General features: G+C 31.7%; 21 protein-coding genes, 3 pseudogenes and 1 riboswitch. Of the genes and pseudogenes, 5 read left to right on the top strand and 19 right to left on the bottom strand.

The window, feature by feature from the left end; all coding sequences use genetic code 11:
* Nucleotides 1–66: 66 nt before the first annotated feature.
* The 3 genes and pseudogenes from CQ058_RS02445 to CQ058_RS02455 form a co-directional block, all read right to left on the bottom strand.
* The gene (locus CQ058_RS02445) at nucleotides 67–645 is read right to left on the bottom strand and encodes a cysteine dioxygenase family protein (RefSeq protein WP_105589437.1); all 579 of its coding nucleotides are present in this window, start codon (nucleotides 643–645) and stop codon (nucleotides 67–69) included.
* A gap of 114 nt (nucleotides 646–759) precedes the next feature.
* Nucleotides 760–1,626, bottom strand: a pseudogene (locus CQ058_RS02450) (cytochrome P450); the annotation flags it as partial.
* 93 nt (nucleotides 1,627–1,719) lie between these two features.
* A complete protein-coding gene (locus tag CQ058_RS02455) occupies nucleotides 1,720–2,022 on the bottom strand; it encodes a hypothetical protein (RefSeq protein ID WP_000717614.1) in 303 nt (100 codons plus the stop codon).
* A gap of 257 nt (nucleotides 2,023–2,279) precedes the next feature.
* On the opposite strand from CQ058_RS02455, the gene CQ058_RS02460 reads away from it, so the two are divergent.
* Both CQ058_RS02460 and CQ058_RS02465 read left to right on the top strand, forming a co-directional pair.
* Nucleotides 2,280–2,801, top strand: coding sequence for a DinB family protein (locus tag CQ058_RS02460; RefSeq protein WP_000568385.1), 522 nt, complete (start codon nucleotides 2,280–2,282; stop codon nucleotides 2,799–2,801).
* Between the two features lie 218 nt (nucleotides 2,802–3,019).
* Nucleotides 3,020–3,424, top strand: coding sequence for a PadR family transcriptional regulator (locus tag CQ058_RS02465; protein ID WP_105589439.1), 405 nt, complete (start codon nucleotides 3,020–3,022; stop codon nucleotides 3,422–3,424).
* 103 nt (nucleotides 3,425–3,527) lie between these two features.
* Here CQ058_RS02465 and CQ058_RS02470 read toward each other — a convergent pair whose 3' ends face one another.
* The 6 genes from CQ058_RS02470 to CQ058_RS02500 all read right to left on the bottom strand — a co-directional run bounded on the left by CQ058_RS02470 (nucleotide 3,528) and on the right by CQ058_RS02500 (nucleotide 8,878).
* Nucleotides 3,528–3,683, bottom strand: a complete 156-nt coding sequence (locus CQ058_RS02470; RefSeq protein WP_000046092.1) for a DUF1540 domain-containing protein — start codon at nucleotides 3,681–3,683, stop codon at nucleotides 3,528–3,530.
* 73 nt (nucleotides 3,684–3,756) lie between these two features.
* Nucleotides 3,757–4,386: a Vat family streptogramin A O-acetyltransferase gene (locus CQ058_RS02475; RefSeq protein ID WP_002189783.1), complete on the bottom strand. Its 630-nt coding sequence runs from the start codon at nucleotides 4,384–4,386 to the stop codon at nucleotides 3,757–3,759.
* Nucleotides 4,376–5,659 carry an MFS transporter gene (locus tag CQ058_RS02480; RefSeq protein WP_002189786.1) on the bottom strand — a complete coding sequence of 428 codons (1,284 nt, stop codon included), beginning with the start codon at nucleotides 5,657–5,659 and terminating at the stop codon, nucleotides 4,376–4,378. Before CQ058_RS02480 ends, CQ058_RS02475 begins: the two co-directional genes overlap by 11 nt.
* A gap of 267 nt (nucleotides 5,660–5,926) precedes the next feature.
* Complete coding sequence (locus CQ058_RS02490; RefSeq protein ID WP_105589441.1) at nucleotides 5,927–7,162, bottom strand: cytochrome P450 family protein; 1,236 nt, start codon at nucleotides 7,160–7,162, stop codon at nucleotides 5,927–5,929.
* Between the two features lie 160 nt (nucleotides 7,163–7,322).
* Nucleotides 7,323–7,727: a hypothetical protein gene (locus CQ058_RS02495; protein ID WP_002032464.1), complete on the bottom strand. Its 405-nt coding sequence runs from the start codon at nucleotides 7,725–7,727 to the stop codon at nucleotides 7,323–7,325.
* A gap of 146 nt (nucleotides 7,728–7,873) precedes the next feature.
* The gene (locus tag CQ058_RS02500; protein ID WP_002189788.1) at nucleotides 7,874–8,878 is read right to left on the bottom strand and encodes a DUF1835 domain-containing protein; all 1,005 of its coding nucleotides are present in this window, start codon (nucleotides 8,876–8,878) and stop codon (nucleotides 7,874–7,876) included.
* A gap of 298 nt (nucleotides 8,879–9,176) precedes the next feature.
* On the opposite strand from CQ058_RS02500, the gene CQ058_RS02505 reads away from it, so the two are divergent.
* Nucleotides 9,177–9,380 (top strand): hypothetical protein, encoded by a 204-nt coding sequence (locus tag CQ058_RS02505; RefSeq protein ID WP_002189789.1) that lies wholly within the window; start codon nucleotides 9,177–9,179, stop codon nucleotides 9,378–9,380.
* A gap of 352 nt (nucleotides 9,381–9,732) precedes the next feature.
* On the opposite strand, the gene CQ058_RS02510 is transcribed toward CQ058_RS02505, so the two are convergent.
* On the bottom strand, nucleotides 9,733–9,936 hold the full coding sequence (locus CQ058_RS02510; RefSeq protein ID WP_002085220.1) for a hypothetical protein: 204 nt from the start codon (nucleotides 9,934–9,936) through the stop codon (nucleotides 9,733–9,735).
* 624 nt (nucleotides 9,937–10,560) lie between these two features.
* Here CQ058_RS02510 and CQ058_RS32845 point away from each other — a divergent pair.
* A pseudogene (locus tag CQ058_RS32845) lies at nucleotides 10,561–10,751 on the top strand (hypothetical protein).
* A gap of 565 nt (nucleotides 10,752–11,316) precedes the next feature.
* Here the strand turns inward: CQ058_RS32845 and CQ058_RS02515 are convergent.
* The 9 genes and pseudogenes from CQ058_RS02515 to CQ058_RS02560 all read right to left on the bottom strand — a co-directional run.
* Nucleotides 11,317–11,607 (bottom strand): annotated as a pseudogene (locus CQ058_RS02515) (homoserine dehydrogenase); the annotation flags it as partial.
* A gap of 70 nt (nucleotides 11,608–11,677) precedes the next feature.
* A complete protein-coding gene (locus CQ058_RS02520) occupies nucleotides 11,678–12,094 on the bottom strand; it encodes a DUF3995 domain-containing protein (RefSeq protein ID WP_002032469.1) in 417 nt (138 codons plus the stop codon).
* A 171-nt stretch (nucleotides 12,095–12,265) separates the two neighbouring features.
* Nucleotides 12,266–13,033, bottom strand: coding sequence for a DUF3959 family protein (locus tag CQ058_RS02525; protein ID WP_002189792.1), 768 nt, complete (start codon nucleotides 13,031–13,033; stop codon nucleotides 12,266–12,268).
* A gap of 210 nt (nucleotides 13,034–13,243) precedes the next feature.
* Nucleotides 13,244–15,625 carry a pPIWI_RE module domain-containing protein gene (locus CQ058_RS02535; RefSeq protein ID WP_002189793.1) on the bottom strand — a complete coding sequence of 794 codons (2,382 nt, stop codon included), beginning with the start codon at nucleotides 15,623–15,625 and terminating at the stop codon, nucleotides 13,244–13,246.
* A gap of 331 nt (nucleotides 15,626–15,956) precedes the next feature.
* Nucleotides 15,957–16,643, bottom strand: a complete 687-nt coding sequence (gene tenA / locus CQ058_RS02540; protein ID WP_002189796.1) for a thiaminase II — start codon at nucleotides 16,641–16,643, stop codon at nucleotides 15,957–15,959.
* A gap of 124 nt (nucleotides 16,644–16,767) precedes the next feature.
* A riboswitch (TPP riboswitch) is annotated at nucleotides 16,768–16,873 on the bottom strand.
* 73 nt (nucleotides 16,874–16,946) lie between these two features.
* Nucleotides 16,947–17,861, bottom strand: a complete 915-nt coding sequence (ddlB, locus tag CQ058_RS02545) for a D-alanine--D-alanine ligase (RefSeq protein ID WP_002013134.1) — start codon at nucleotides 17,859–17,861, stop codon at nucleotides 16,947–16,949.
* A gap of 4 nt (nucleotides 17,862–17,865) precedes the next feature.
* Nucleotides 17,866–19,314, bottom strand: a complete 1,449-nt coding sequence (gene pdxR / locus CQ058_RS02550; protein WP_002032478.1) for a MocR-like pyridoxine biosynthesis transcription factor PdxR — start codon at nucleotides 19,312–19,314, stop codon at nucleotides 17,866–17,868.
* A gap of 96 nt (nucleotides 19,315–19,410) precedes the next feature.
* A complete protein-coding gene (locus CQ058_RS02555; protein ID WP_002165683.1) occupies nucleotides 19,411–20,436 on the bottom strand; it encodes a homoserine dehydrogenase in 1,026 nt (341 codons plus the stop codon).
* An 88-nt stretch (nucleotides 20,437–20,524) separates the two neighbouring features.
* Complete coding sequence (locus CQ058_RS02560) at nucleotides 20,525–21,766, bottom strand: esterase/lipase family protein (RefSeq protein WP_002032480.1); 1,242 nt, start codon at nucleotides 21,764–21,766, stop codon at nucleotides 20,525–20,527.
* 279 nt (nucleotides 21,767–22,045) lie between these two features.
* On the opposite strand from CQ058_RS02560, the gene CQ058_RS02565 reads away from it, so the two are divergent.
* Nucleotides 22,046–22,387, top strand: coding sequence for a DUF3914 domain-containing protein (locus tag CQ058_RS02565; RefSeq protein ID WP_105589442.1), 342 nt, complete (start codon nucleotides 22,046–22,048; stop codon nucleotides 22,385–22,387).
* The last annotated feature ends 1 nt before the right edge of the window (nucleotide 22,388 follow it).

Below are 22,388 nucleotides of genomic sequence, written 5' to 3' on the forward strand. Positions count from 1 at the left end.
GGTCAAGAAATAATTAAAAATAAAATCAAAAGCTTTTCTCTTTAAAGAAAAGCTTTTGATTTTAAACTATGAACTATAACTAATATATTTTGTCTCACACATATACACATTCTTTTCTTCAGTTGGGACATATACTTTAAACTTTTCTAAACGTTTTCCGTAAATATGAATCGTGACAACACTTTCACATTCAGCTATTTTAAGAATATGACAATCAGCTGGTGGAATGACTTTATCTGTTTCTCCTTCTCCCAAATAAAGATTTCCTGTATGGGTTAAATAAACAAGTGAATTTTCAAGCTGCTTAGTTTGTATAAAGTTCTGCACCATTATCCTTCCTGAAAAAACGCCTTCTACTCCCCATGTACCATCATGATCATGTAAAGGTGTAGATTGTCCATCTTTCCATACAAGAGCTAATACTTCAAATCGCTTTAAAGGATCTTCATATAACAAGTGTCGTGCATATTGAGCCGAATTCGCCTTCTGTTTTTCTAGCGGAAGCCATGTTTTTTTTTCTAAAAGTTCTTCTAGTAATTTTTCAATCGCACAAACAATTTGATCTTCTAATAAATTACTATCAATTAGATCCATTACAGCTTTAATAAATGTTTGAAACGTTTTACTTCCATTACACGTTAACATAAGCATCCTCCTCCACTCTTCTTTCATACACTTCCATACTAAATAGACCACTAAAAATTTACAATTGAGAAATAAAAAAACAAGGTACAGTAATTTTGTACCTTGCTGAACGTTTTACCTAGTTTTCAAAAGAATAGGTAAGTATTTTAATGTTTGTTCATTTTCTAATATACATTTTTCTAAATTGAACGATGGAGATAACTCTATTTTTTCAAAGGCATTTATAAAGGTAGTTAATTCAATCTCAGCTTCTAAACGTGCAAGTGGCGCCCCTAAGCAAAAATGAGGACCTTTACCAAAGGTTAAATGCTTTTCATTTCCTATTCTGTGTAAATTAAATTTAGAAGCTTGTAAGAACTTTTTCTCATCTAAATTTGCTGCACTAACCCACGCAACAATCATTTGATCCTTTTTCATAAAAGGTCCAAATATATTTGTGTCCGCTGTAATCCTCCTAGCTAATGTAATGGGAAAGCGATAGCGTAAAACTTCCTCAATCGCTTTTGAAATTAACGTAGGTTCTTTTCTTAACTCTTCATATATTCCAGGTGAATCTACTAAAAAGCAATAAAAGCTATTAATAATTAAATTTGTAGTTGTTTCATTACCTGCCGCTAATAAGCCTAAAGAAAAAGTAACTATTTCTTCATCAGTTAATCTTTCGCCTTCATATTCAGCTCGTATTAAATCTGAAATAATATCGTCGGTTAAATGATATCTTTTCTCTTGAACAATTGGAAGCAGGTACGTTTTAAATTCATTTAACGCAATTCCTTTTTCTACATCCAAATCGTTAAATTTTTCTTTACTATATGGCATAAATAAAATATCAGACCATTCTTTAATTTTTTTACGGTCAGTTGTTGGCACTCCTAATAAATCGGATATGACGGTAACAGGTAAAGGTGCAGCAAACTCTTCAACGATATTAACCTCACTATATTTCCCGATATGTTGTACAAGTTCATTTGCGATAGACTGATATGTAAATATAATAAAAAACGAATGATTAATAGAAATATTCTACGCCACTCGTTTTTTATCGGACTTCTTTTTACTGTACTTTTATTTTCTTTATGAGTTATTAGAAAAATAATTGTCTATATAAGTCTTTATTTTTTCAAAATCCTTTTCCATAAATAAGATTGCTGGTACTTCAATTATTGGAAGATTATTTTCATTATCAAAAGGTGGACACGGTTTGGGAACTACCAAATAGTCAACTGAGTTTTTATCCCTAATATAATTAATTGAAACATCATAATACTTAGAAAAATATTCCTTCAAATCATCCTGATTCCTTAAAAATGGTAGAGAAAATATTGAACCATAATTTATACCAGCGTCGACAATTAATACAAAGCATATTTTTTTCATGATACACCCTCCTCGTATAATAAGTTTTAAGTTAATAACTGTTCCTTGAAAATTAAATAGTTTTTATCTTCAAGAGCTACATCAAAAAAATGATGTATGGGTAAAATTTAGTCTTGGATAAGGTAACACTGATAAAAACAGGTTTCCTTTTTCTTTATATTCAATTAAATTATATCATTATTTTACATGAATTTTCAGACTTTGTTTTTTTTATTTTATTGGTAAACTTATGCTTAGCATGAATTGGAGGGATATATATGATAGATTATAGAATAATTTCAAGAGAAAACTATTCAAATAAGATTGGAGAGCTTGTAACAATGCTTGAACATACAAGAGATGTTACATTGAGCGAAATCTCCAATTTAAACCAAAGTGATTTAGATTTCTTACCAAACGGTAGTTCAAACACTATTGGTTCTCTCTTATCACATATTGCAGCGATGGAGTTTGTTCATCAAGTTATCTCGTTTGAAAAAAGAGATTTAACTGAAAGTGAATATCTAAAGTGGCGAATTTCTTTAGAACTTGGAGACAAAGCAAGGGAAGGAATAAAAAAGCAATCTTTAGATTATTATTTGAATGAATTATCACAAGTTAGAGAAAATACACTAACATATCTGAAATCAAAACAAGATAGCTGGTTATTCGAGGAAAACAAGTGGGATAATGGTGTGCCTTATAATAATTACTACTTGTGGTTTCACGTTATGGAAGACGAAATTAATCATCGTGGACAAATAAGAACAATTAAGCGATTGATGGGAATGAATAAATAAATCTTATTCAACCAAAGGGTGCTTTACTTGAGAAAGTCACTAGAAGAGTCAAATGATAACTATGAACTGCCCCCAATTGCTAGGTTTTGTTTAACAATTGGGGGCAGTTCATTTATAGCGCATAGGTAATCAGCTTTTTGTTAATCATGAGGTAGATATTTTTAACTAAAAAACCAATAATGGAAATATATTACAGCTTATGACCCGTTTTTACACGTATCTCGGCTGAACCCCATAATACACTGTATCCCGCTCTTCGGCGCTTCGAAAATATGGGGGCTATAATTAAACAAATACATAAACAAGTCGGAAAGCCACACCGAAATATGTACGACATAACTGAAACAGGAGAAGAAATTTTTTATGAAATGTTAAGAGAGTTTCCCGAAAAGTTTGCGACAAATAACGCTGAATTCCTTGTGCGTATCGCGCTATTTGAAAAACTTGATTACGAAGCTAGAAAAGAAATTTTAACAATACGCCAAGACGTACTACATAAACAGCTTACTGCTACTCAATCTTTACATGTTAGCTCATCTTTTATTACAGAAGTCATTGAATTTAGTAAATCGCGTATTGAGCATGAATTACTCTGGATTACATCACTTATGAAGAAAATATGAAAAAATAAAAAGAAAAGTTAAAAACAATGAATGAAAATGAGATTTATTATCAATACTATAATTAATAAAAGGGCAACCACGATTTGGCTACCCTTCAAAAATTTTATATTTCTGGATCAAAAGTTTTGCAATCTGTTTCTTCCGTAGTTGATGCATGTTTCCCTTTATTACTTACTACATAAATTGCATCTGCACTACATTTATTGCCGTTAGCCCAAAATTTACAGTTGTTTACTTCACATAAAACGTCTTGTGCCATAGTATCACACCTCCTTGTTCTAATATCATTAACAAAATTCGGAGGTATGATACTCTTTGTTATGCATTTTTTATTACCTTTTTAGCTTTCTTAATGGTTCAATGTCTCCTTGAACAATAGCATCTATATTTTCTGTTATTTTTTCAATGTCAAAATGCCACCATTGAATTTGCAATAATTCTTCTACTATTGTATTTGTAAATCGTTCTTTTATTTTATTTGCAGGGTTTCCGCCAACAATTGTATATGGTGCGACGTCTCTAGTCACAACAGATTTAGCTGCAATGATTGCACCATCTCCTATTTTTATTCCGGGCATAATCGTTGTATCCATACCAATCCAAACGTCATTTCCTATAACTGTATCACCTTTGTAAGGTAAATCAGACAAATTAGGTGTATACTTCTCCCACCCATTTCCAAATATATTAAATGGATATGCCGAAAATCCATCCATCCGATGATTCGCTCCGTTCATAATAAAGGTAACTCCATTTGCAATACAACAAAACTTTCCAAGTATAAGGCGATCTCCAAGAAATTCATAATGATGTAATACACGATCTTCAAATGTTTCTCCATCTTTCGCATCATAATATGAATAGTCTCCAATGAGTATATTAGCTTTTGTTATTGTATTTTTTATAAATTGGACATTTTGATTTCCTTCAATAGGGTACTTAACATTTGGATTAGGATTCATTTTGTACAACACTTCCTTTATCACTTATTTCATTTTCTATTGCTATTACTGGCTTTAAATTGTATATCGGTAAAATAAATAATAATCCAATTATAAATAGTAAAGCTGTGCCCTCATACATCGTACTTAATGAAAACATTTCTTTTAACGAACCAGCAATACTCATTGTTACTACCATTGAACCGGTAAATAATGGACTTAAAATGCCATTTACACGACCAATAAAATCAGTATCACTATTTTGAATAATGAGTGTATTAATCCCTATTTGGATACACGGAAGAGCTAACCCACTAAAAAGTTGTGCTGTGAGTGTTACCCATAAATTTGTGGAATAACCTATAATCCCAATACCGATCGCCTGACCTAGCATACCGATAATTAACATCTTTTGCGGAGCAACGTTCTTCGCAAATACCATCGCTAAAGCGCCCCCAACAATCATTCCTGCACCATTTACCGTTAGTAACCATTGTAAACTCTCTTTTGATAATCCTAACTGCTCAGTTACAATAAATATACCAAGTGGCTGAATTAAACCGATACCGAGTCCTGCTGCCATAAAACAAAGGCCAAGCAAAGTTAATGCTTTTTTCTTTTTCACATATTTAATCCCATCCAGCATCTCCTGTAATAGCGTGATTTCTTTCTTCTCATTATCATTCTCAAGATCTTTCGGTAGAAATAACAACACAGCTGCAGCAAGTAAAAAAGCGATACCTGTTATGATGATTGAAATATAAATTCCAAAACTATGAAAAATAAATGTTCCAAGAATCGGTCCTAATACCATAAAAATCGCAAATATTGTTTGATATATTGACATCGCTAATTGGATTTGTTCCGTTGATAAATGCTGTTTAAACAATTTCATACCTGATGGTTGAGAAAACTGCGAAAGGATTGCAGAAATAAGCGTGACAAAAAACACGATTTTCCATGTTCCAAACATAAGTGTAATTAATACAGCGAATACTGAAATGGAACTTAACGTTTCACACCATATCATCGTCTTCTTTGGCTTCCACCTATCAGCAAAAGTTCCTCCAATGAATGAGAAAATAAAAATGGGAGCAAATTCAGCAACCGAAATCATTGAAATAGCAAAAGCATCACCTTTCGTCATTTCCATAACATAAAGTAATACCGCAAAGTTACGAACCCAAATTCCAACTTGTAAAAATAATGCTGATGCTAGAATCCCTTGCACAAATCGATTTTTTAATACTTGTGATACCCCATGATTTTGTTTCGTTTCTGCAGTCGTCGACATAAAAAAGCCTCCTATTTCGTGTTCTGAACAGGAGGCAGCACAAATCATATGAAAAGACTATATATTCGCAGTGCGAAACACATCCCTTTTCTATACATGCACATACTAATCCTATTCAGAAGAATATTTCGTTTTTTAACGAAGATCTCTTACAAATAGAATTAGTTGATCATTGGGATGTTTTCACCCTTCCGTTTCGAATTTAAATAACACATACATACTCTATGTTAATCATTTGTCGTGTATGCATGTCTCAATATAACTATTCTAAAAAGACAATGGTAATTCCTCTAAAGAACGCATTAAATAATTACCTTGCCAATTAATTTTGTCACGCTCACCTTTTATTTGTAACGATGGCATTCTTTTAAACAGAGCAGTAATAGCAATCTTTGCTTCCAACCTAGCAAGTGGAGCTCCTAAACAGAAATGGCTACCATGTCCAAAAGCAATGTGACGGTTATTCTCACGCATAATATCAAATACTTCTGGGTTTTCAAATACTGTTTCATCACGGTTTGCTGAAGCTAATGCGATAATAACCATATCTCCTTTTTGGATTGTTTGGTCATGAATTTGAAACGGCTCAGCCGCCCATCTTGCAGTTGTCACCTCAACTGGAGAATAATAACGCAATCCTTCCTCAATAGCTGAATCAATTAATTCCGGATTTTCTTTTAATAACTGTAATTGCTTCGGATTTTCAAGAAGTGCTAATACCGTATTTGTTATTAAATTCACTGTCGTCTCGTGTCCGGCTACAATTAATAACATGATCATTGAATATAGCTCTCGAGCACTAAGTTTATGCCCTTCATTTTCTGCAAGTATTAACGCACTAACCAAATCTTCTTTTGGATTTTTTCGTTTTACATCAACTATATATTGGAGATATGTAATAAACTCAGATAGTTGTTTTTTGGTTTCTTTTATTTCTTCAGGTGTTTCTGGCGATGCAATGACAGCATGAGACCAAATTCTAAATTTCGCTTGATCCTCTTTTGGAATTCCAAGCATCTCACTTATTACAATAATCGGTAATGGGAATGAATAATCATCCACAAGATTTAATGTACCTTTTCGCTCTATTTCACTTATTAAATCATCCGCTATTCTCTGAATTCTTCCGTCTAATTGTGAAATCATCTTCGGTGTAAAAGCTTTTTGAACTAAAGATCGCAAACGACTGTGGTTAGGTGGGTCCGAATTTAACATGTGCGTTGTTAAATGATCACTATTGTCAACGGAAAGATGCATGTTCTTTGTATCTTGAGGAAACACATTTGCCTGATCTTTTTTTAAGCGATTATCTTTTAAAAGCGGCAGAGCATCTTCATATCTTGTAATGAGCCATTCTTTACCGATTTCAATTTGATTTACAAATAATATAGGCTGTACTTTTCTCGATTCTTTATAAATTTCATAAGCATCTTCTTTAAACTGAGCAGAAGCTAAATTAATGCCATCCTCTATTTTTTGGCCAACCTTATTTTTTATTGACATTACATTCCCTCACTCTCAATTATTTGTGTAAATCAACCTAACATTTGAATTATACTTCAATAAAAACTAGAAAATTGTAAATTTTTAATTAAAATCTTACTTCGTATATTGAAAAATAAAAAAGTGAGAGAGTAAAATTATTCTACTCTCTCACTTCCTATTATGCGAAGCACATAAAATTACTAATTTGTTGATATCGATAACTTACTTTACGACGACGACCACCTTGCCAAGTGTAACCTGAAACCCCGCTTCTTCTTACCTCGGTTGGAAAGAACCATAAATCTCTTCCGAAAGGACCAGGTCGATGTAAACGTAAATAGCCCCATCTTCCTAGACAGTTACACATCCATGATTTCATATTCCCTGCTTGTGCTGGAGAAGCAAATGTGGATGGTAAAGACGGAGCTTGTGACGGTGGTGGTGACGTTGGAGCATCTTCCGCATCATCTGGTCTATAGTCTTCTTGTTCAATATCTCTCACTTCATTTGTAGATTCATAACCGTAGTTTTGTGGATTATAATACATCTCTTGATCATATGGATAGTTTTGTTGGTTATACATAATAACCCATCACCTTCTTTTCATTTGTTTCTTTTAACATTCATATGTGATACGCCATTCATAGGAAGCTTATGTATAGCCTAAATTCATCTGAAAAAAGCTCGTATTTTAAAAATACGAGCTTTTTTATAAACAAAATATATTTTTTATTTTATTAACTTCACACTATAAAAACGCATTTGATCTAACGAACCTTCATATTCAAATACTTCTTGCTTAATTAATTCTTTCAAGCGATATTCCAAAAACGTATCCCCAACCAATTGATCCGAAAGTCCAAGTGCTTCACCTATTACTCTCGGAGCTTTATGAAATTCTTTATCTGCTCCTACATTTTTCGCACACTCAATAATGAATTGATCAAAATAATCTTCTTGTACAGCATGCACTTCATCGTCTTTCCAAACTCTTAAAAACTCCGTGCTTTGCGATAATCTATCCCACTCATGTGCAAACTTCATTCGCTTCTCTTCAGTTAAATACGGAAATTCCACAAAACTTTTTTGGAAAAGAGCTAAACTTTCAGGAGATAATTCTCCAGTTCCACGGATATCATAATCTTGTTTTAATATTTCTCTACTCGCTTCAGAAGTATTCATAACACGAATATTTTTCTTATCTTTTAATTGCGCAATTGCAAAACAAAGCCCTACGTGCTCATGGGCATTATCCGCCTTCCAAACGGTAATCGGTGTTTCATTCGGAATTGAATGTAGCTCTTCTAAAGTCTCCTTAAATCTTGGTAAATACTCTTCTTCAAAATAACAATCATAAGAAGTTAAGTTATTTAATAACCACTGTGCCCTTGCTAATTGACCTTCATTCGTATGTAATTGATGTATGGGACCAATTGAAAAGAATTCAGAGTATGAAACAACACTCTCCTCGTGTAATCCTTCTTGTTTCAACATATATTTTAAACATCCGGCAGTTGAATCATCAAAGGCAATATGAATGTGTGTGCTTTCTTCTAAATTTTTTTCCTGAGTTGTATGACTCGTCAATTGCTTAGGGATACTCGTTAAATTTTTTATCATATCTTCGCTATAATTCCCGTCTAATACATCTAACTGTATTAGAATACTTTGAAGTAAATGTTTTGCTTCATCTTCATACATATCCTCTACAACATTTTTAATTTTATCTATCATATAAATCCCTCTATTCATTTCTAAAATAACGTAGATTATAGTGTATCATTTTAGCCCAGATGTTTAAAAGTCTTTTTAAAATCAAATCGTTTATTACACAGATTGATGCAGCCATCTAAGTTTTTAACAAAAGCTTTCTCTATGTTCCTCTCAATCTATAGATCTATAATATTTTTTTCTTCCTCCTTATTTATCTCCCAAAATCACATTAGTTGCTAAATAATTTTTAAACACTTTGTAAATCTTTTTATTTAAATGTATAATTATATAGAAAATAAAAAATACAGGAGCAATATTAATGGCGAAAGTATTTACTAATTATAAACGTTATTTAAAAAATTGGAGATTTATATTTATTTGTATATTACCTGCTGTCGCTTTATTGTATACATTCGATGTCATCTTTGAACTACTGTGTCACCAAAATTTCTATTTGTCTAATTTAATTATTGCTATCATATTAATCTTAATATTTATTAACGTTAAAGAAAACTATAATTGAAACGAAACCGTTGTGAAGCTACATTTTTCATAAAAAATTAGAGCACCCTGCTATTGGATGCCCTAATGTGATTAGAGGTTTTTTCTGAGTATTTAGTAGGACACGAAGATCTTGTCCTACTAAATACTATATGCTTATACTTATTACATTGTGCACTAGAAAGCACAATGTCTAGATGCCAAATAGATACATACACATTGGAGTAACTAACACGCTAGAAAAGACCTTTCTATATCCATTCATTCTTAATAGCCTACATTATTACTAATAAAATTTTCTCATACTTTCATTGTACAATTTCTTTATTTATAAACAAAAAACATCCCCATGGATGTTTTTTATCTAATTACCTTTAAACTTCCATAAATTTAGCAGGTACACCAATTTTTTCAACTACAGAAGATATATTAGTAGGGTTAATCATTACATTTTCAATACAAACTAATTTATTTTCTAATAATCCATTCTCTGTAGTAATAAACTCTTCAAATCGTTCTAAAGTCATTGAGAATTTGTGCTCACTTCCACCATTCATACTGACTTTTACATACTTCATAGTGTCACCGCCTCTCTTAATTATCTATAATTCGCTAAAAATACGCTTACATCCTTTTATTAAAACGTGGATTTATCACTTTTATCACTTCCCACTACACGTTTGAAATGATTTTGAGAAAAAAGCTACTAAACACCACCTGTTCTTTTCATTAAAATTTCAATAGAATGTTTCTAGAATTATATATCTTTGGAAAAGATTACATAATAGTACTGATTAAATATTAGGAGTGTTATTAATGGTTGATATAATCCGACTCTTAATCACCATACTTATCGCAATTTTTTTATTTTCATCAATTATTATGGAGTTTAAAAAACCTCACAAAAGTATGTTTTGGTTCTCAATTGAAGTCTTGTTTCTGCTAGGAATCGTACTTTTAATGAAAGAATTTTTCATCAAACTTTCCGCATAAGCCCTTAAGTAAAACATAATATCCCATCAATAACGCAGGATAAATTATGATTGTTATTTTTTTCACTGAAGTTAATAATTTAACTTCCGATAGTTATCTTTTATTTATAACTACTTTATAAGCTTCTGCTAATTACTCTTTTTCGTATATTATCATGAAGACTAGAGCAAGCATGCCTTGTCATATATTAGATAAGGGATGTGATAACATTGGGTAACGATAACAATCAATTTATTTTTCATGTAGTACAAAGTTCGGCAATTAAAAGATTTATAATTATCGATATAATTGCTGAAACAGGAATTTATTGGACCGTAAATTTCATTTCTTCAAATGCATTACTCGCAATTATTAGTTGTTTTTTGGGGACAAAAAAATGAAAAAAATGCATCATTCATAGAAGCAATAACTAAATCCCAATTCATTTCTTTCAAATTTGTGCCTTTACTCTTCTTGAAGTGGGAAAGCAATTTTTCACAGTTGGCTAATTCATCCGACTTTCTGGCAGACAATACTTTTGATTGTCTGCTTCTTGTATGAGATTTTTCGTTTGACATATACTACTTTTGAACCTGTATACCAATACAAGCCATTTTGGTGTTTGGGATTTCCCTTCCTGGGATAAGTATTTTTGAACTTATCCCTTTTTGTATAGGCATGTATATTTGGGATAAAACTAATTACAAGCAGATTTTCTGTTTATTCGTAGTTCTTAACCAAAAGACTTTTGTCCTTTTTTATTAATATTTCACACACCATTTTTTGCCCCCTTCTAAGCATTCTATTACAGCTCCCAAATAGCCAATGTTTATAGTCATACACAATAAGCAGTTGCTGATACTTTCCTTTTTGAGTTACACAACACAATAAAAATGTGTAATTATAGATTTGAATCCATGTCCCTCCTATCTCAAAAGCTCTCCTAAGTAACTAAAAAAACACCTTAAGTGGGTGTCCTTTTTTCTTTATGTAAGAGAACATACAGATAACATTAATCCTCCAAATGTCACTGTTCCTAGTAACCCCAATACAACTCCTGTTAAACAAACACAATCAGCAAGACAAATTGAAGATTGTGATAATGGCACAAATGACCTACTTGTGCTCGATCCATAATATTTTATTTTTTCATAATTTATATCCAACATGAAATGTAGACATGATACACAACCCTCAATAGTTTGAAGAGATTCATTTTCTAACCGCTCCAATAACTTGTTATTTAAAGCAAATGGTAGAGGGTACTGCTTATCTAATCATCTCTGTTGCCGTATAAATCCCTAGTTTAGTTTGTAATAAAGTATTAAAATAATGCTGGTTATATGTTCACGTTATTATTGCTAATAAGAAGGATAAAGATAAAAATGCACAAAGTGGTACATATAAAACAGTATCCATTCTAGCAAACTGCGTATCTTTTTTTCGTTTAAAGATACCAAAATAATGAAACTCACCAATTACTCTTATGAAAAAAACAACCATACAAACCCAGGATCCCATTTGAACAAAAACATTGGGAAGTGCGGAATGAACAATATTTGATTGTTGTAATAAAATCATTGCTGCCATACTTAATAATAACGCAATGAACAATGTCATTCCTGTACCTGGTGTAAACGCCTTTTCTCCAGCTTTAGTTGGAATGACACTATTTGTCGCCCACTTACCTCCGAAAGCCCAATAAACATGTAAAAAACTAACTAAGAATAATATGCAAACAGAAATATATGTAATAATAAGCATTTTGTCCTCCCATTATTTTATTTAAATCCTTACCTTTAAAATATGCTATGAATCCTTACCTTTAAAATATGCTATGAATCCTTCATACGCAACCTATATTTAATTACATAAAAAAACCCCTTAATGATTTATCAATTTTACGATAAATCATTAAGGGGTTAGTGAAATTTATTATGCATTATACCTATTTTTTCGACGTTCCATCCTAGTTTGTCCTTGAACAGTACTTTCTTTATATTGATCTATTTGCTCTGCCATTTCATATGTTACAACTGGTTCTTCGTTATTACGCTCATGCATTATTTCTGGCGTTTTACGTTTAGAACCTTTTCCACCAAACTTAAATAATTTCATCTTAAATTTCGGTAATCTTGGAAAGCGGATCTTAAATGATAGCCTTTTACGTTTCTTTTTTTGTTTAAATAGATTTGTATTTTCTTTATTAGTGTCTTTCTCTTTTCGATGTATTAACATCGCAAGTAATCCACCTAATATAAGTCCTCCAACCAAGAGTAGAAGATATACGTAATTGCTTGTCATTAAACTCGTCATACGCTCAAGTATGACTAACGACTGTACTTCTTTTATGTCCCATAATAAAGCGGTCCATAATGAGAATAAACCTAAAGTAAGCCCGTATGTACGAAAGCGGAATATACAAGGTATTAAAGCGATACAAGCGGCAATTTTGGCATTTGCTATTATAGCACTTGTTGAAATATCCTGATTCCAAATAACTAACAGTAGTGTTATAAATGGTGCATATGCTATCCAGCTACATATACGTGAATATATCTTTTTCGCAAAGTAACTACCGAAACTAGTAAAAAATAAAAGTCCTCCAATATATAAAGATTGTTCAAGAGGGATTTGCTTTAACATTCCTGCAATTGGAAAGAGGCCGCTCAGTAGCATTAATAATACATCTAATTTCTTCACAATTCCCCATTCCTTTCAAATTTTCTTTTCAATTAATAAAAATCGCTTTTCCATATGATGTAGTTTTTGTATTTCTAAAAAACATCTTAATCCTGTATGTAAATAAAGTAAATACGTAAAAGAAAAGATACATGACAAAGGATAGCCTTATTTACATGAAAAAATGACAAATCCTGCTCATTATTACTAGCAGGATTTGTACACTATTATTTATATTAATATCAATGTATCTTCTTTTTCTAAAATTATTACATCTTCATCTAATTCGTCATTGAATTCTTTAAACTCCCTTGAATCAATATCGGTAGTATAATTTTTAATTAATTTAGCCATATGCATTACATACGTATTATGAATATTTTGTTCTGAGAGCAAGGTTGATTTACAGCACATGTAATGTATCATTTTGGCGATTTCTTCTCTCTCTTCAGATTTCACACCAAGCGGGATAACTTCGAGTATATACTGCTGTACTATCTCATTACAATCTAATTCGTATGCAGCCGTGCTATAGTAAATTCCCATTTGATCTACAAATAATCTCGTTTCATTCATAACATGTTCTTGGTCTCTAACAATATAGTTCGGTACATCTGAGTTAGTATTAATTCTAATTATGTTTATATCCTCTTTTAAATTTGGGATTATTTCAGGTGAAACCCCAATATTAACGCTTTTATTTTGCAATTCCTCTATCCAATATTTCCTCATATTGGCATCTACAATAAAATAAACTTCTTTATTTTGTTTATGTGCATCTTGTGAAATTTCAACTAATGTTTCTGACATAAATTGTTTAAAACTGACTCCTATATCATTCCTTTTTGATGGTTGTGGTAAAAACACTTTATTATTACCTATATTTAATAAAGTATGATCAATTGTGCCCCATTCTTCTTGACCATATAATTTATATAATATTTCTCTCCCATTTATTTTTGAAAAAATAGGTAAGAAATCATATTTAGACATTTTCTCAATTGATAAATTTACAATTACCCCCGGTAATTTTATCTTATTCCAACTACACTTTAAGAACCCCTTTTGTTCTAACAAACTAAGAATGGCATTAATAATTTCTTTTTTAGATACACTTTGTCCGATAAATAAATTAATAAATGCTGAAATACGTTCCGTTTGAGCGAATCCTTCCCGAATAATTTGCTTTGGATTAATTTTTTCGCGACCATCACAATTTTTTATTGCAATTAATGCTAATTTCATTTCATTTTGCTCACCTGCCGTAGCATGTACAGCTTTTACGACATCGTCTACTAGTTTCTTTTTGTTTTTATGGCTATATTGCATTCTATATGGATTTTGTAACAATTTCCTAATGTTATATCTTACTATTTTTAACAACACCGGATTGTCTGCATTTAATACATAGGAGGAATCTCCGTTTTGAGCTAAAACTATTTTGCTATCTAATAACGCTTGTTCTATCTCTATTACTATATCATCTGACCATACTTCTAACGTAATTGATTCTAATCCCTTTGGGGCAAATAAAGGTAATAACTCATTCTCATTATTAGTTAATACATTTTCACATTCTGGAAGTAATGTGAAATATGGGCATATTCGTTGGAATTCATTAAAAAGTTCCTCTTTTTCTCTTACTTTTATACCAAATTTTATTTTTGTTCCTTGAACTTTATATATATTTTCGTTATATGGAAGAAGCACTCTTATCTTTGTTCCTCTAATATACTCTTTCGGACATTGGAGAATGTTCTCTAATTTAACTTCTCCCCCTATCCTATAATCATCTTTTAAATTTCTAAAACGTTTAATCCACTTTATTCCTTTTACAGCTTGTTGTACTTTTAACTTTACAAATCTTTGCTTTTTATTATTTGATTCAAATTCAGGAGTTGAAATCAGTATTTGGCTCCGCTTTCGCCCTAAAAGTATAGGGATATCTTTATGATTATATTGTTGATAAAACCTCCTAATCCCTACAGATACTTTTAATAGCGGAATATTCTCACCTCCACGAGTTACGTATTCAAACCGATATACATAAGAGAAATAATCATGTGTTTCTTCATCTTTAATTGGCTCAGACATCGCTTCAGAAACATGTTGTGATCGCAGTGGTGAAAAATATATTTCTTCCTCATTTTTATTTTCCAAATGTAAAGGCTGTTCGCAAAAAATATGAGTAATTAGAGCTGGTACCCATTTAGAAAACGTTTTTTTATCATGTAATGCTGGCAAATTACTAATTAAATCATACTGCCATTCTAAATGTGGTGGATCTATTAATTTATTAGGTTTCCAATCATGAATAACCTCATACCAGCTTTGGAAAATATAGTCTAACTGTTCTTGTTTCATTGGTTCTTTTGCTACAATCCAGGGCGTATCTTCCTTTAATATATATGGATTATGCTGAATGAATAATATATCAGAAAACATTTCATACAATCTTTCATTTACAAGTTTTAATTTGCTCGTTAATAAAAATGTTCTATAATGTATCTCTACAATATCAAGCCATTCAATAGGAAAATAAATATACGATACTTTCTCATTATAGAGGGGTTCTACTATATTTTTAAATGCTAATAACTGTAATTTTTCCATATTATTAATACTTCCTCTCTTAATTTATATTGATCATGAATAATACTAGAAAAGATACCAATTTTTTAAGCATTAACGAATCAAATTTTAACCAAGCACATTAAAGGAAATAGCTAAATTACATTTGTTTATATAAATAAAACATTATTAAAATCAAATTAATATAAAGTAACTATTAACATATAACTACCTCCTTATGGGACTTTATATTATAAAATCATTATAATTAATTATTATATTTTTTATATATGATTTACAAAAAAATTACAGAAACTAAATATAATAAAAGGTATCGCCTCTTTATATAGCGATACCTTTTATATACTCTTAATTAAATAACACCTTTAACTTCTTCATTCACCGGCCATTTTTCTAATGTATATGCCATTTCCCAAAATGAATATTCATATTGACTACTAAAAATAAAATGTTGTCTCATACGATTAAGGTCTGCCTCTGTTACTTTTTCAGCGATCGTATCTAATCGTGTGATTTGCTCTTCTACTAGAGTACGGAACCAATCAGATCCATATGCAGAAATCCATTCTTGATAAATTGGCTCTTCTGGTTGACATTCTTTTAACCGTTCACCGATTTCATAATATAACCAATAACAAGGTAAAATAGCCGCAATAATATCTCCTAAATGCCCTTCATAAGCTGCACGATACATATGAGATGTATATGCATATGCAGTTGGCGCAGGAATAAAATTATCTTTTTCTTCTTTTGTAATCCCTAATTTCTTTGCGAAATTCTCATGTAATGATAACTCAGCTTCATACGTATTTTGTGCATGGTGTGCCATACGAGCTGTCGTTTCTAATTCAAGAGCCTTTGCAGCACCTAACGTTTGTACTCTAGCAAAATGACTCAAATAATAAGAATCTTGAAGCACATAATATCGAAAACTAGCTAAATCTAATGTTCCTTCGCCTAGTTTTTTTACAAAAGGATGGTTAAAACTTGCTTCCCAAATTGAATCTACTTCTTTACGTAATGATTGTGAAAAAGTCATTTAAATCCCTCCAAATAATGTAAAAAATATACGTATTTATCCACAATTATTAAAGCTGTAAAATAAAAAAACTTTCTTTACAGGCGTAAAGAAAGTGAAATTGACAGTATTTATTCGTTAAATAGCAACGTCTTTCCCACTTCCCTACGCTGGCATTAACCAGATCAGGTACTAAGAGTCTCAAAATTTCATCTGATCTCAGCCTATAAAAGGCCCCCCTAGTGGATAAATATTTAGTTGTCGTATTGTAATTATCATAGCATAATTCGTGGAACTGTCAAAAGAATTAATTATATAACTACCTTAAAAACCTTCTTCTTTCCTTACTTTTAATGAAGTTTCAATTATCATATCTAATAGTTTGCTATAATTAATTCCCGCTGCTTCCGCACTTTTTGGCAGTAAACTTGATTGTGTCATCCCTGGTAATGTATTAACTTCCATTACATATGGAATTCCTTCCTTCACCATCATATCAACCCTTGCATAAACACTACATTTTAATGCTTTATAACAAGCCAGTGACGCTTTATTTACACGTTCCTTTATTTCAGCTGGAAGTTCAATAACTTCTTCAACTGTACTAGTATCATCATATTTTGCATTATAGTCAAAGAACACAGCAGCATGTCGAATCGAAATGATAGGTAACTGTTGCCCATCAAAAATTGAACATGTAATCTCGTCACCTTTTATATACTTCTCAATTACTACTTCAGAATCCCATTCGAATACAGTTTCTAGCATAGAGATTAATTCATTTTTATCATAGACAATCTTAACTCCAACACTTGAGCCGCCAGAGTTTGGTTTTACCACTAACGGAAATCCTAATTTATCTAATTCCTCAAGCTTTAGATCCTCCATTTTTGTAAGTTCAATCCAATCTGGTGTTTCTACTCCTTCATAACGCAAAATCTTTTTTGAAATATTTTTATCCATACATATACCGCTAGATAACATATTACTGCCGCTATATGGAATACCTAAACTCTCAAGCGTCCCTTGAACCGTACCATCTTCTCCGTATTTTCCGTGTAATGCTAGCAATGCAAAATCAATGTCTTTCGCTTTTTCAATTAAATCCATTTTTTCATTTAACGTAATTGGAACGATTTCATATTTACTCTTATCTAAATGTGCAATCATTTCATTCCCAGTCATAATTGATACTTGTTTTTCAGAGGATACTCCTCCCATAATAACGCCAATTCTCATTTTCTCAACTCCAAGTTTCATTTTTTAAAGTTTCACCAATTATTTGAATCCCGCTAACAATTTCCTGTTCTTTCAAACGTGAAAATCCTAATCGGAATGTGTTCGCTCCTCCTCCATCAGAGTAAAAAACATCTCCAGGAGAAAAAGTAACTCCTTTCTCATAACACTTTTGTAAAAGTGTGCGGGCTTGAATTTTTTCTTCCAACTCTATAAACAAATGAAGTCCACCGTCTCCAGTCATTCTTTTAAACGGAATGTACTGATTACACGCCCCAACAGCTAACTCATATTTTTTCTTATAAACAGATCTTGCTTTTTTTAAATATTTTTCAAAATATCCTTCATGTAAATATTGAAACAGAACAGCTTGATCTAACGTAGATGTGTGAATGGTTCTGGCTCTTTTAACACTTTCTAAATAATGTATCAGTTCTTTATCTGCAATGATCCAACCTACACGTAAACCAGGGAAAAGTACCTTTGAAAAGCTACTAATATAAATCACATTATTACCAGCCCCTGCAAAAGTTAATAATGGCGATAAATGTGAACCCGAATAACGTAATTCTTCATTAAACCCATCCTCTATAATAGGGATCTTGTATTTTGAAAATAACCTCATCAATTCCGTTCTTTTCTCCGAACTCGTAACAATACCAGTCGGATTATGATAAGAAGGGATTAAATACGCGAAATCAAAATCCTTTTCACGCAAACTTTTTTCTACTTCATTCGTATCAATACCATCATCATTCATATTAATTCCATGAACTTCAAGTCCATGTAAACGAAAAAGCTTCAATGCAGCATGGTGAGTTGGGTTCTCACAAATAACACGCCCTGATTTCTTCGATAAAGAAGATAACACAATATCTAATCCTTCTGTAAATCCATTTGTAATTAGAATATCTTTGTTCGAAATATCTACACCTTTCATTTCCATGTAATGAAGTAAATAATTAATTAACGGTCTATAACCTTTTGCATATCCGTAGTTCAATACGATATCCCCTTCAATGGACATACGAGTAAGAAAAGCTCTTTTGAAATTTTCAACATCAAATAGCTTTTCGTCCGGGGCTATACTATTAAAAACAATCATTCCTTTTTCCCAGCGAACTCCATGCTTCATTAAGTCTAATTCATCCGCTAATGTGGTAACTGTATTAAGTTTATTTTTCCAATCTATTTCAACAGACGAGGTGTTACTTATATCCACCTTCGCAACGAAATTTCCTTTTCCTTTAACTGCATAAATGAGTCCTTCTTGTTCTAAATCCGCATATGCAGAGAGTACTGTATTTCTGCTCACTGATAATAATTCACTCAGTTCCCTTGTTGATGGGATTTTTTGGTCCCCCAACAAATGCCCTTTCATAATCATCTTTTTTAAATAATCCTTTAATTGAATATAAACGGGACGATCTTTTACAACTTTAAAATCTTTAAACAATTTCTTACCCCCTGCAATTATTTTTACATATTTATTTCATTCTCAAAAGGTCCACTACATATGTATTTTTTATTAATAGCGGTACGGTTATAAAGCCTATAAATCATTTCGATATAAATTGATTACATCTTTTAAAGCAGCTGCTGCAGCTCCGCGTGGATTAGAAGCTCCACCAATTGTAGTGACTTGTCCCATTGTATCTGTAAAGAACGTAATTCCTTTTTCCGTGCCATTTATATTTGCTAACGGATGTTCTTTCTCTAAATTACAAGGTTGTACACTAAGGTTTACTTTTCCATTATCATCTTTATATGCTGATGCAATTAATTTAATTGATTTATTTTGTTCCTTTGCATTTTGAATTTGTTGCGTTGTAACGTGCTCTATTCCGTTTATTTTTATATCTTTGAGTGAATAATCGTTTCCCATTAAACTATTCGTCAAAAGTAATAATTTACAAGCGCTATCCATCCCGCTTATATCTAATAACGGGTTAGTCTCCGCAATTCCTTTATTTTGTGCTTCTTGCAATGCTTCTTCAAACGTCTTATATTCTTCATGCATCTTTGTAAGAATATAATTTGTTGTCCCGTTCAATATTCCTTCTATTTTTTCAATATGGCAACCTGCTAAACTTAGTTGTCCAATGTCTAATGTCGGTAACGCAGCGGCAGTTGCACCGCTATATCGAATGCGTGAGCCTGAAATACGTGCTGCTGTATTCAGTTCACTCCAAGCTGTAACAAGTGCACCTTTTGAAATAGCTACTATATCCATTTGATTTTCAATAGCTTGTTTCATATACTGTTTCCCTGGATTTCCATTTTTAAGATTTGTAGCAGTTGATTCAACCAATACAGTACCATTTATATTAATCGTTCCGCGTTCCTCTGGATAATGTTCGATATATTTTTCAATTGCAGCAGAACCATCACCATACGTCAATAAATCATTAATCTGCAAACCTTTTCCGTTATGTATTGCAATATTTCTTCCTATCACTCCACTAACAACTAAGTCAATTCCATATGTTTCATTTATATATAAATATTTTTCGTTTAATAATTTAATAAATTCTTTACCAACTGTCCCATACCCCGATAATACAACTTGAATTTTCATAAGATCACCCCATGTTTTTTTTGCCAAATCCCTCTTTCAATATAATATAAAGCGCCCTCGAATTCCATCGAGAGCGCTTTATTATTATCTATTTCGGTAACCGTGATAATTTTTCTGCAATTGTTCTATAAAACTCTTGAATATTAGAAAAACCTAACGTGTCTGAAACGCTTAATCCTACCATATCAAGATGGTCCCAATTTGCTTTCGTTTCGATATGATTCCATTTTCCAACCTGTAAAGACTCATTATCATTTGCAGCAATATTAGATGAAGGTGCAATCATAGAATTTGTATTTACTACACCGTCATTTTGCCACCAAGAAGTATCTATTAATGTTCGATTCTCTTCATATCTTGCATAGGAACCTAAGAAAAATGCATTACCCATTAACACTTTATTCATCGTTATATGAGGTAAATGTAAACCTGTTATTGGTGCTGCTTGCGATGCATGTCCACTATAGGATAAGTAATATACATCCGATTGCGTCTTTACCCAATTATTTAACTCCTTTGCTCCATCAGTACTTAAATCCCATTGACTTATATCTTTTGTATTTTCCCAAATTGAACTATTTAAAATACGATCAGTATATTGAAAAAAGGACTCTCCAGTATTCTTTTTTATACCCCATTGATCCAATTTAAAATCATATAATGATAAATTATTGTTTCCACCTAAACTTGCAGCTGTAATGAGTAAATCTTTAACGAACGGCAACAGAAGACTTCCGTCCGCGAGTGTTGTACCGTTATGAGGAGTTGCTAAAGTTGTAACACTATGAACATACGATTTGCCACCTTCAAATAGTGGTGATATCTTTGTGTTCGGATGATTTTTCACATAATCTTTTTCTTCATAACTTCCTTCTTTTAATAACTGCACTAATGTTCTTGTCGTTTGTCCACCCATGCTATGCCCAACTAAATGAACTTTATTTGTTTCACTCCAATTCGGTGCAAATCCACTATAAGTTCTACCAAAACGATTATGTCCATGTTTCTCAGCATGTGCCGCACCGTAGTCTACTATTCCACCGTTAATTTGCGCATATAATTCACATGCACGATCCCAGTTACTAGAAACTGGTCCAACAGCTGCAGTATGTACTGTATAACCATTTCTTTTTAAATCTTCTTGTATATCATGAACACCACCCCAATATTTTACCCCTAGCATTTCCTCTCTACCCCATCCAGCAAATCCATTCACTAAAATGATAGGATAATTATTTTGTTGTCTCTCTTCAGCGTATGTTGTTTTCGCTGCGAATGAACAAACAGTCACTAATGCGAAAAAACATACTTTTAAAAATAATTTCCCCATACTTTCTCCCCCTCAATAAAACGTTTACATTTATCTTTGAAAAAAAATACAAACTTAGTTTGCAACTTAAACATAATGTAAAGTATTTTATATACGTTGTATATATAGAAAACATATACAAATGTTGATAAATATTTATTCTAGTAAGCATTTACTTTTCATAACACAACTTGTAAATCTGATTATTTGAATTTATAATTAAATATAGTTTCCTCATGTTAAATGGATTTAAAAATCATAAGAAAACTAATTTCATTGCTTGAAAAGGAGGAAAAAAGCATGCAAGTCGGATTAAAAATTCATACATTAGCTCAACCTTCTAAAATAACCCCATCTAATCTTGAGCATAATACTATCTCTTCTACTAAGCATAAAGATAAGAAATCTAATGATCTAATCAAATTTGATATTTGTACATCTGAACAAGAAATGAAACAAGCGGATCATAAATTTAGCGAATTAGACTTATGGAAAATGCTAAAAGACAAAGGTGTACCTTTATGGATGATTTTAGAAATGTTACAGAAATTTCGTAAAGAAAAGGAATCTCAAAATGGTTCGGTTCAACATTCAAATGCGATTGAAGAAACGAGCGAGACTCGATTAAATGAAGTCATGTAAA

It is taken from the genome of Bacillus sp. MYb56, assembly GCF_002976445.1.
Classification (GTDB): Bacteria; Bacillota; Bacilli; order Bacillales; family Bacillaceae_G; genus Bacillus_A; species Bacillus_A mycoides.

What these genes read in the sequence shown, in the direction of transcription:
- CQ058_RS02445 (WP_105589437.1), bottom strand. Translation starts at nt 645, where the DNA reads ATGTTAACGTGTAATGGAAGTAAAACGTTTCAAACATTTATTAAAGCT.
- CQ058_RS02455 (WP_000717614.1), bottom strand. Translation starts at nt 2,022, where the DNA reads ATGAAAAAAATATGCTTTGTATTAATTGTCGACGCTGGTATAAATTAT.
- CQ058_RS02460 (WP_000568385.1), top strand. Translation starts at nt 2,280, where the DNA reads ATGATAGATTATAGAATAATTTCAAGAGAAAACTATTCAAATAAGATT.
- CQ058_RS02470 (WP_000046092.1), bottom strand. Translation starts at nt 3,683, where the DNA reads ATGGCACAAGACGTTTTATGTGAAGTAAACAACTGTAAATTTTGGGCT.
- CQ058_RS02475 (WP_002189783.1), bottom strand. Translation starts at nt 4,386, where the DNA reads ATGAATCCTAATCCAAATGTTAAGTACCCTATTGAAGGAAATCAAAAT.
- CQ058_RS02480 (WP_002189786.1), bottom strand. Translation starts at nt 5,659, where the DNA reads ATGTCGACGACTGCAGAAACGAAACAAAATCATGGGGTATCACAAGTA.
- CQ058_RS02490 (WP_105589441.1), bottom strand. Translation starts at nt 7,162, where the DNA reads ATGTCAATAAAAAATAAGGTTGGCCAAAAAATAGAGGATGGCATTAAT.
- CQ058_RS02495 (WP_002032464.1), bottom strand. Translation starts at nt 7,727, where the DNA reads ATGTATAACCAACAAAACTATCCATATGATCAAGAGATGTATTATAAT.
- CQ058_RS02500 (WP_002189788.1), bottom strand. Translation starts at nt 8,878, where the DNA reads ATGATAGATAAAATTAAAAATGTTGTAGAGGATATGTATGAAGATGAA.
- CQ058_RS02505 (WP_002189789.1), top strand. Translation starts at nt 9,177, where the DNA reads ATGGCGAAAGTATTTACTAATTATAAACGTTATTTAAAAAATTGGAGA.
- CQ058_RS02510 (WP_002085220.1), bottom strand. Translation starts at nt 9,936, where the DNA reads ATGAAGTATGTAAAAGTCAGTATGAATGGTGGAAGTGAGCACAAATTC.
- CQ058_RS02520 (WP_002032469.1), bottom strand. Translation starts at nt 12,094, where the DNA reads ATGCTTATTATTACATATATTTCTGTTTGCATATTATTCTTAGTTAGT.
- CQ058_RS02535 (WP_002189793.1), bottom strand. Translation starts at nt 15,625, where the DNA reads ATGGAAAAATTACAGTTATTAGCATTTAAAAATATAGTAGAACCCCTC.
- tenA (WP_002189796.1), bottom strand. Translation starts at nt 16,643, where the DNA reads ATGACTTTTTCACAATCATTACGTAAAGAAGTAGATTCAATTTGGGAA.
- ddlB (WP_002013134.1), bottom strand. Translation starts at nt 17,861, where the DNA reads ATGAGAATTGGCGTTATTATGGGAGGAGTATCCTCTGAAAAACAAGTA.
- CQ058_RS02555 (WP_002165683.1), bottom strand. Translation starts at nt 20,436, where the DNA reads ATGAAAATTCAAGTTGTATTATCGGGGTATGGGACAGTTGGTAAAGAA.
- CQ058_RS02560 (WP_002032480.1), bottom strand. Translation starts at nt 21,766, where the DNA reads ATGGGGAAATTATTTTTAAAAGTATGTTTTTTCGCATTAGTGACTGTT.
- CQ058_RS02565 (WP_105589442.1), top strand. Translation starts at nt 22,046, where the DNA reads ATGCAAGTCGGATTAAAAATTCATACATTAGCTCAACCTTCTAAAATA.